This is a genomic window from Sporomusa sp. (assembly GCF_035561255.1).
In the GTDB taxonomy this organism is placed as follows: domain Bacteria; phylum Bacillota; class Negativicutes; order Sporomusales; family Sporomusaceae; genus Sporomusa.
The window spans coordinates 1-9,453 of the sequence record NZ_DATMXX010000160.1; the positions used below are offsets into that span (position 1 = coordinate 1).

Genomic DNA, 9,453 nt, shown 5'->3' on the forward strand with positions numbered 1-9,453 from the left:
TTATTACCCTGCCCCAAGCCAAACAATGCAATAACAAATGCCCTATAGTTCATTTGTTTGAACTATAGGGCCCCAAAACCAGCAACCGCAATTCCTCAGCTGCCCCTAAAGAGCTTATTCTAATTCTTTACACATATTCTAAGACTAGCACACCTGGCGTCAGACCTACGGATGCCTTGTCAAATTCGACTTCTTGCTTACCAAATCGCTCCCCTCCCATTTTTTCCAGGAAGTTTTCGACTCCTTCGATCGGGAATTGAATAGCCTTGGTTTTAAAGTGCATAGGTATAATAACCGATGGCTGCAACATTTTAGCAACTTCTATCGCCTGGTCAGGTCCAATGGTATAAAATCCACCTACCGGAATCAGTAGAATGTCAACATGACCGATCTCGTTCACCTGTTCCAGAGTCAATCCATGACCTAAATCGCCGCAATGGCAGATATGTATTCCATCAACAACAAACTTATAAATTATATTTTTCCCGCGCTGAGTACCGTGCTTATCATCATGAAAGACGGAAATCCCGGTAATTTCAATCCCCTTATGAGAAAAATGCCCGGTCTCATTTGCGTGAAAAAAATCTCCCTGAACCGCTTGAATATAGTTATGGTCAAAATGATCATGGCTTGTAGAAACAATATCGGCAATTACCCGCGGCACGTCATATCCTACCGAACTGTCAAAGGGATCTGTCAATACTTTAACACCATTATGCGAGGTAAGTAAAAAACAGGAATGTCCTAACCACTTAATCTTCATTTTATTCTCCCTTCATTCCTTATTTTCGTTATCCCAGATTCCTCAATATATTCCATGCACAGTTAGCTGTTCACAGCTATACATGTCAAATTGTGCAACAAAGCCCCTCTAAAGTCTAATTCTTTTTTTAAGCTTCTCTGTTCTTTTCGGTAAAAGCACTATTTGCCCGTTTACTGAACAAATAGTGCTTTTTCTTTGATGTTCATATCACCTATCAAAGAATGGACTTTTACCGGTTACGCTAAGCGGAATTGCATAAGCAATTTTAACTTCTTTTCCCAAGAGGCCGATATCGATGGCTGCTTTACCTGCGCTGAACATTACTCGATTATCAGCATGGTACAAAGCAGCAGAATTCACTGCAGAACCCACAGCGATTCCAAGATCACCAGTGCTAATAGCACATATCCCAGTACCTTGGGCACATTCTGCGCAATCAGCATAACCACAGTAGCCGCAGGGTTTGACTCCTATCGGTTTTACTTTCTGCCCCAATAACACCACCACTGGAGCCTTATCAATACAGTTGGCGTCCCGTTCGAAAAATTGCATGCCAGATTCCTGGGCAATACGCCGCATTTCAGCGGAAAGTTGTTCTTTTTCCTGTCCATTTACAATTAGGGTCACAAGGTTGTCCACGCCTTTCGCTTTAGGAGCTGTTCTTGCCGCCACACACATCATGTCGGCGATCTGCGCTACTGCACGTTCCTCGACTTCCTGACTACTCATAATCATTGGCAAATTTCCCCCGTTTCTTAATTAAATGTATTTACCACATCATAACCTGGCCCGCTAGTTCCTCATAATTTTATTTTTTCTGATTAAAAAGCTTCTTTAACCATAATATGAAATGATGCTATGTTCTGGCAAGTACGCACTTAAATGTGGTATAGTATCCATTTGTATACCATCAATATTATCCTTGTTTGTGTTGCTTATTATTGCCAATTACATGGCGGAGCCAACCGAAACCTCTCAACTCAAAAAAACCGCGAAATTCGCGGTTTTTTAAGGTTGATTTTGGTAAGGACGAAATCATGACTGTTACCCGGCCAAGCCAAGCGAAACAAAGACAAAGTATGCCAGGGTTCCTGTAAGAATGACCGAAATAGTACCCAGCCTGCCAAACCGCAAGGCTACGAAAACTGCCGCCGCAACATAAAAAGAAAATAAGTCTATCAAGGCGTGCTGAGCCAAACCAATAACCATAACAGTCATCATCCCGATAAAGGAGGCCGCTATTCCTTTGAGAGCAGCCTGCACCCACAGATTGTTGCGAATTCTTTGGTGGATTTCTGCAGTACTTATAACTAAAAAAAGCGACGAAAAGAATATTCCTAGTGTTGCCGCAATAGCTCCGCTGACAGCAGCAACTTTATAGCCAATAAATGTGGCTATGATCAAGACCGGTCCTGGTGTAATCTGACTAAGAGCAATGCCGACAGCAAATTCATCAAGGGTCAGCCACCCGTAATTGGAAACCACCTCCTGTTGTATAAAAGGGATCATAGATAAGCCGCCCCCAAATAAAACAGCCCCCATACGCAAGAAAACCCACCACAATTTCAAAAGTACAGGTTGAATAGGCGCAATGAATAAAACTACGGCAATAATTGCAGCCAAAATAACCGGCGGCCATACCTGAATGCCTGAATTGCCTGCTTTGCTTTTGTCCACATGGTTAGACTCAGTCAATAAGTCAGTTTGACACTGAAATGAACAATAGTAAGCTAGTATACCGCCAGTAGCGGCTGCCAGCAGTACGACAAAAGGGTTTTTTAAGAAAATTATTAATCCTGCTGCAGCCAGCGCAATAAAACCAGCTTCCACATCATGAACAGTGAAACGCCCTATTTCAAGAACAGCATGAGCAATAACCCCGACGATGACAACGGCAATGCCTTTAAACAAGATGCCCACTACTTCCACAGACTGATAGAAAAAAAATATGTGCGACAAAGTCAACATGGCGGCAAATGGCATAAGTAACAGTGCGAAAAACGCCGTTAATGCACCAGCAAACCCTCGCAACCTATATCCAATATATACGGTAAGATTGACAAAAGTTGCGCCAGGCAAAAGCTGTGTTAGCGCTAGTCCAACAGCAAATTCTTCTTCTTTGATCCATTGCTTTTGCTGCACCAATCGTTTCCTCGTTTCGGCAGCAAGCGTTGGACCAAAACCGATTGACCCGATGATTATATAGCTGAGAAACAGCTGCCACAACGGAATAACCCCACCGGCTGACATTACCGAAGATCTTTGTTTTGCTGGATTCAAAACTTCACCGCCCACTATTGAGAAAAACAGGAAGTCAACTGCCGGAATCGGAATATACCTGTGACAATTCCGGCAGTGTGACTTCTAACGAATTAGGACACTTTACCACTTGTTAATCGCACAGCCTGTTGAAAAGATAAAACTGCACCTGTGCTTGCGGAGAAATCTGTTGTAAGAGGCAGTTCCTACTTAGATTCTATGCCAGCAGCCGTTTGGAAAGTCGGACGGCCTCGGCAGCATTCACAGCATAGCCATCAGCCCCGATTTTATCGGCAAAGCTCTGCGAAATCGGTCCACCACCAATAATTACCTTATAACTGGCCTTGATGCCCTGAGCCTGCAGAATGCGCACAACCTCGGCCATACCATCCATCGTGGTGGTCATTAAAGTGGCTACGGCTATAATATCAGCCTGAACCTCCTTAGCTTTCTCCACAAAAGTTAAGGGGGCAATGTCTCTCCCCAAATCGATAACATCAAACCCCGAGGTTTCCAGCATAATCTTCACCAGGTTCTTACCAATATCATGGGTGTCACCTTCCACAACCCCGATGACTACTTTTTGTTTTTCCCCTTGTTCTGCGGTTTTGATATGCCCTTTTAATACATCAAGCCCGGCATACATGGCATCAGAGCAGAGCAGCAATTCGGGAATAAAATACTCTTCTTCCTCGAATAATTTCCCGGCCCGGTCCATGCCATCTGACAGTCCCTTCTCAACAGCCTCATAGGCATCAATTTTTGCTGCTACAATTTCCTGCGCCAGACTGATAGCTTGCTCTTCATCCATATCCACAACAGCGTCTGAAAGTTTTTCGAATAATTCTTCCTTATTTACCGACATGTTAAGCCTCCCATAAATTTATTCATTTGACACTAATTCCGAATTGTTCTTCCTGAACTGAGACATCATCAACAAATTCCCGCCCGGCACTTAGAAATGCCTGCACATTGCCCAGCGGCACACTGGGAGGAATATCGCACCCCGGCATAAGAATATAGTTTGCAGCCTGACCAGCCTGCCGGATGCACTGCCTGGCAGCCTGGGTTATCTCATCAGTTGCTGCATCTTTAAGTAACACCGGGTTTACGTTACCAGCCACTGCCACCCTACCATTTAACACCTGCTGGGCTAAACCTAAATCCACTTTATAATCCAGAGATAACAGATCAATATGCATAGCGGGCACAAGATACAAACGATCTTTGATATTACCGCATATATGAAGGGTTGAAAAAGCACCCCGTTGCCTTAATTGTTGGGCAACCTGCCCAATATACGGGGCAACAAATTCTTCAAAGTGCCTGAGAGAAACCAGATCGCCGGAGGCAGTAGGCTCAGCGACAGAGATGATGTCAGCCCCTTCATCAATCGCCGGCAGCAGGTAGGCAAGACAAATCTCCGTCATAACCGCCATTAGCGCATGTATTGCCTGTTTATCTTTATACATACCCCGCATCAGCTTCTCAACGCCATAAAACTGTCCGGCTAGCGTAAAGGGGCCCCAACTGGAAGTCCCGACCAATACACTGCTACCTGTTTGCAGTTGCACCTGCGTTATGATCGCGCGGATAGCCCGAATCCATTCGTGTTTGTCGATTTGTCCCAGGTCAAACAAATCAACCTCACTTACTTTGGCAAGAGCCGGTTGCAATACATCAATATTGCCTTGTGGACGGAATTTAATCTCGCCCCCAAAGATATGCACAAGCAAATTATGATACCCTGAACCCGGCCAAACAATATCAGACTGAATCAATTGGTTAATCTCTACAATAACGGGAGCACCCAATTCCGGCTTTTCCAAAACCTCAAGCAGTGTTAACCCCTTCTGCCTGAAGGCCCAGGTTCCGCCGGACAGCAGCGCAGCCGGAACCTGGGAACCCTCAGATGGAATAGTGTTTTTAGCATGCAAAACCTGGAGAATCCTGTCCTTGGGCAACATATTGCCATCCCCCCTCAAATCATTACCTGCCGGCAATGATTACACTAATTAAATCTTCGATAAGTGTTAAGGCGCCACAGTAGCCAGTATACCCCCTGTCAATAACAGCCCGGTTTGCTACCGGAAAGCTTACGCTCAGATGCCCGGCCCCCAGTGCCTTAGCCAGCTCGCGGTCAAGCGAACTGCCAATAACAAAAGCCGGACTGAGGGGATTGGCATATTTACCGGCCTGAATCTGACTCTTGAACCAATGTTCCTGTACCACCCCAGCAATGACACTGCCATCAGTGTGAAAAATTAACTCAGGGTATATACTGCTCGCCAGGTTGGTTAAGAACCCGGTTATAACTTTTTTTTGCTCTTCATCCAAAATATCGGTAACCCCCACAACCTCCGGCAGCCAGCCCAAATCATCGGCCAAAAACCGGGTGATGCCCACTGCATAGTTCGTGTCGCCGATAATAACAGCATACCGCTGCAAATCTATATCGTTAAAACAGTCAATAAGCGGTTCCAGCAGGTTGTAATAGCGTTTGGTCTCCGCTTGAATCAGGTTATCGACCAATGCTTGGTCCAGATTAAGTGCTGCCCCTACCGTACTCAAAAATGTACTGGTAGCAGACGGACCTACCGGCAGCGTGGTTGAAACAAAGGGGGTGCCGTGGATTTCCTGAGCGAGTTGAGCCGCACCTATCCCAAAGACGTCAGATATGACAATATTTAAAGCCGCGCCGCCAGCATTCCTGATGCCGGTGATACTGTCATCAACTGTAAAAAAGCTATTTACTGTCAGGCCCAGCTTTTCGAGCAAACGGCGTATGCCGGTTAAATTGCCACGCCAGAAGACATCCATAAAAGGGGTAATCCCCCACAAATTAACTAACCCAGGCTGTTTATCCGGTGTTTTGTCCACAAAGTTTTTAAATAGGCTTTGCAGTACTAAGTCATAACCCTGATAAGAGTTACCGCGGAATCCGCCTGTTTCAGCAAAGAGGATCGGGATACCCTGCGCCTGCAACGGCCTTACTACTGAACCGACATCATCACCAATGACCTCGGTAACGCAGCTGGTCAGAACAACATAGATATCACCCTGCATGACCTCCAGGGTATTACGGACTTCTTCCTCCAGCCGTTCGGCGCCGCCAAAGACAACCTCCCTTTCCTGGATATTGGAACCAGGCATGCTCAGCCCGCCGCAATAGCCGCCAACCTGCAGGCCGCATCCCCCGGCCTGCGTCCAGGTAAAATTACCGGCACAGCCTGGTGGTGCATGTAGAATGGGCACGGCCTGAGGCAAAGCGCTCACAGTAGCAATAGCTCCCCCCAGGGCACAGGTATAGCGGGGTCTTTCAACAAAGTTGTAGTTGCTCATTCAAGGTCACCGCCTGCAGTTTCAATATACTTAAACGGGTCTTGCCGATACCATGATTCCTGGTACGGCAGCTTGACATATTTACTAATATTGCCATTAAAGCGAGGATTTTTTAACTGACGATACAAACGCCGGGCCAGCTCATACGCCCCGCGGTAGCCCACATAATGCAAGCCTGTATTGTAGATGACATGGGTAGCAATACCCATTTTAGCTGCCGTACTATTACCATTCATATGACCCAAAAAAACATCAGGCTGTATTTTGCGTAACAGATTAGCTTCTTCAAACGGCTGGCAATTTGCGATGTTGAGTGGATAATCTGTTCCGGTTATCCGTAACAGCTTTTCGTATTCAATATCGGCAAATTCATCATGGTGAAAAGCCCGGACGCCAACTACCTCAAAGCCCAGCTCGGCCAGCAGGATAGCTGTTGAGAGAGCCCGGAATTCTCCGGCACTAACGAACGCCTTCTTACCTTTAAACATTGGTTTGAGCGGCGCAAGCGCCGCCGCAAGCTCGGCCTCTTCCTGCTTTATGATCGCTTTGGCCTTTGCGCCAAGCCCGAAAAATTCAGCGACATCCTGCAGCCATTTGCCGGTATTTTCAATACCTATCGGCATATGCCTGATAATAAACGGCACCTGGTATTTTTCCTGTAGATGGTTTAGCATATAATCATCATGCGTCGGACAGGTACTAATTGATAAGTCCGCCGTTGCCATACGCTGCATGGCACCCGGATCGGAAAAAACCGGAAAGATATTAACTGCCAGTTCCAGTTCTTTTAACAAACGTTCAAGTTCAACCTCATCGACTCGCCCCATAGACGACATATTCATTAAGTTCACAGTTTTTCCAGGCTTCTTACCGGCTATAAAGCCGGCCTCAGGCAACAACGTACGGCCAATAGCATGGTAGACTGCATCATAGGCAGTTGCCCAGATTTTCGTCTTAAAGCCTTCACAGTGTACCGGCAAAAGTCTTGCTTCAACCGCAGGCTGGACCTGCTCCACCACGCCGTCCACATCATCGCCGATAATGCCGGGCACACAGCTGGCAACCACAAAAATGACTGACGGCCGGTAACGCCTGTCAGCCGCAATAATCGCCTCAGCCAGTTTAGGCTCACCGCCACTAATTACATCGGCTTCGGTCAAGCCGGTAGACAGCCAGGTACCATCTTTAACCACACCCCAGCGGTGGTTATTACCAGAGCGCACGCCAGCGTTACCGCCATGACAGGATGAACCACAGCCCAGACCGCCGTGCATGAGGACAACACTATTAGGGATACTGTTCATTGTCCCTAATGCCGGCAATAACAGACAGATCGAATTCTGCGTAAACCTGCGTTCACTGTTAGGCAGGCAGCACTGCATCCGGCGGGTCGCAAGGTCGCCAAGTGCTGCCCCATGCGCAATACAGGCTTGTAGCCGGTCTTCCCGCCGCGGCGGCTCCTTTAGCTTGAAATAACTCATTTTTTCTCCTCCTTATATACCCTGAACCATACTGTGAACCGTATTCTTCTGCAAATACTGCCAGATCACAGTCCACATGTACGGCTGGTAATTAGTTACTGGCAACTTTCAACAGCCCGCCTGTCATAAAGCATTGCTGCAAAGTCGGTTGTCCCGCCGGGTATGCCACACGCATCAGCCCGGCACTGCTGGCAATGGTTAATTACCGGTAAATAAGCCCCGGCAATCCTGCGGGCAGCCTTGAGCTCCCGGCAGTCCGGCGGGCGGTGATTGCGGAATTCGTGTTCAGGAATAAGCGGAATAATATTAATAAACGCCGCCCCGGCATGCGCTGCTGTTTTGGCAATTTCGCCGATATGCTGGTCGTTAATGCCGGGGATGAGAACAGTGTTAACCTTTACTATCACCCCTAGGCTTACCGCCTTATCAATGCCTGCCAGTTGCGCCAGAATAAGCCAGCGTGCTGCCATCTCGCCGGTTATATACTGACCGTTATGCATAATATGAGAGCAAATCCTGGCCAAGGTTTTAACCTCTACGGCATTTATCGTCACGGTAATTGTTCTTACACCAGCCTTTACCAGGCCATCAATTTTTTCTTTTAGCAATAAACCGTTAGTACTCAGGCACTTAATCAGGTTAGGATAACGTGCATGAACCAACCGGAAGGTCTCTAATGCGTAATCACCGGCCAAGGTATCACCAGGCCCGGCAATGCCGACAACGGTTAGCTCAGGGCATAATGCCACTGCCCTATCCAAAACCCCTACTGCGTCTTCAGGTGCTAATAAAGCCCTGCTAACACCAGGCCGATTCTCGTCTTTATTAAAGCCCCGTTTACAAAAGCGGCATTGAATATTGCATACCGGGCTGACAGGCAGGTGGATGCGTCCGAATTTTCCATGGGCTTCAGCACTAAAGCAAGGATGTTTTGCGATATCGTGATCCCCCTTGCATTGGCTCATGAGACCACCCCCTAGTAATTACTCTGCTTAGATTACCGCAGCCCAAGCCCGGCAAGTTTGTGCTCTACCGCACACCACGAACGTTTTGCATAAACTAACGGAACTGCTTGAGCTTTGGCATGATTTTTTACTACTTTGGCAATATTGTGATTGACATAATCTGTAAATACCAAGACAAAATCCACTGACTTAGGTATTGATACCCTTTTTATTTCCCCGGGATTTCTCCCGGTTATGTGGGCGATTTCAGTTACCCCCATCTCACGCATTTTCTTTTCGATTTTCCCTAAATAATCAGCGCCTATGACCATGGCCGTCATAACCTCATCCCCCTTACATTCATTTAATTAAAAAGAGGCAACCGGACATTCTATCTTACACAGAATGTTGGTTACCTCTGGTTACTCCCAGTCAGTAATTAATGTGACTGCCTTATAAATTTTGGCGTAAAATCATGATTTCTCATAGATTGTATTTGCGTTAAATACAAGCATGGCCAAAAATCAAAAGAGGCAATCGAGACTAATTATAGCCAACGATCACCTCCGGTATTCCGGTCAGCAAAAATACGATTTCTTGATTAGGCTCATGTTAGCACAGAGTTCGAACAGGTGTCAACCCCCCAAAGGGCATTATCTATAAT

General features: G+C 46.6%; 9 protein-coding genes. All 9 read right to left on the minus strand.

Going from position 1 to position 9,453, the window contains the following annotated elements:
* Nucleotides 1-127: 127 nt before the first annotated feature.
* The 9 genes from VN379_RS09045 to VN379_RS09085 all read right to left on the minus strand — a co-directional run bounded on the left by VN379_RS09045 (nucleotide 128) and on the right by VN379_RS09085 (nucleotide 9,130).
* Nucleotides 128-763 (minus strand): MBL fold metallo-hydrolase, encoded by a 636-nt coding sequence (locus VN379_RS09045; protein ID WP_325532990.1) that lies wholly within the window; start codon nucleotides 761-763, stop codon nucleotides 128-130.
* 207 nt (nucleotides 764-970) lie between these two features.
* The gene (locus VN379_RS09050; protein WP_325532992.1) at nucleotides 971-1,498 is read right to left on the minus strand and encodes a ferredoxin domain-containing protein; all 528 of its coding nucleotides are present in this window, start codon (nucleotides 1,496-1,498) and stop codon (nucleotides 971-973) included.
* Between the two features lie 309 nt (nucleotides 1,499-1,807).
* On the minus strand, nucleotides 1,808-3,043 hold the full coding sequence (chrA, locus tag VN379_RS09055) for a chromate efflux transporter (RefSeq protein WP_325532994.1): 1,236 nt from the start codon (nucleotides 3,041-3,043) through the stop codon (nucleotides 1,808-1,810).
* A gap of 196 nt (nucleotides 3,044-3,239) precedes the next feature.
* On the minus strand, nucleotides 3,240-3,887 hold the full coding sequence (locus tag VN379_RS09060) for a corrinoid protein (protein WP_325532996.1): 648 nt from the start codon (nucleotides 3,885-3,887) through the stop codon (nucleotides 3,240-3,242).
* A 22-nt stretch (nucleotides 3,888-3,909) separates the two neighbouring features.
* Entirely contained in the window at nucleotides 3,910-4,989 is a 1,080-nt protein-coding gene (locus VN379_RS09065) for a uroporphyrinogen decarboxylase family protein (RefSeq protein ID WP_325532997.1), read from the minus strand.
* Between the two features lie 22 nt (nucleotides 4,990-5,011).
* Nucleotides 5,012-6,364: a nitrogenase component 1 gene (locus VN379_RS09070; RefSeq protein ID WP_325532998.1), complete on the minus strand. Its 1,353-nt coding sequence runs from the start codon at nucleotides 6,362-6,364 to the stop codon at nucleotides 5,012-5,014.
* A complete protein-coding gene (locus VN379_RS09075; protein WP_325533000.1) occupies nucleotides 6,361-7,845 on the minus strand; it encodes a nitrogenase component 1 in 1,485 nt (494 codons plus the stop codon). The genes VN379_RS09070 and VN379_RS09075 overlap by 4 nt, the downstream gene beginning before the upstream one ends.
* 95 nt (nucleotides 7,846-7,940) lie before the next feature.
* Nucleotides 7,941-8,810 carry a radical SAM protein gene (locus tag VN379_RS09080; protein ID WP_325533002.1) on the minus strand — a complete coding sequence of 290 codons (870 nt, stop codon included), beginning with the start codon at nucleotides 8,808-8,810 and terminating at the stop codon, nucleotides 7,941-7,943.
* Between the two features lie 32 nt (nucleotides 8,811-8,842).
* Nucleotides 8,843-9,130, minus strand: a complete 288-nt coding sequence (locus VN379_RS09085) for a DUF2325 domain-containing protein (RefSeq protein ID WP_325533003.1) — start codon at nucleotides 9,128-9,130, stop codon at nucleotides 8,843-8,845.
* Between the last annotated feature and the right edge of the window lie 323 nt (nucleotides 9,131-9,453).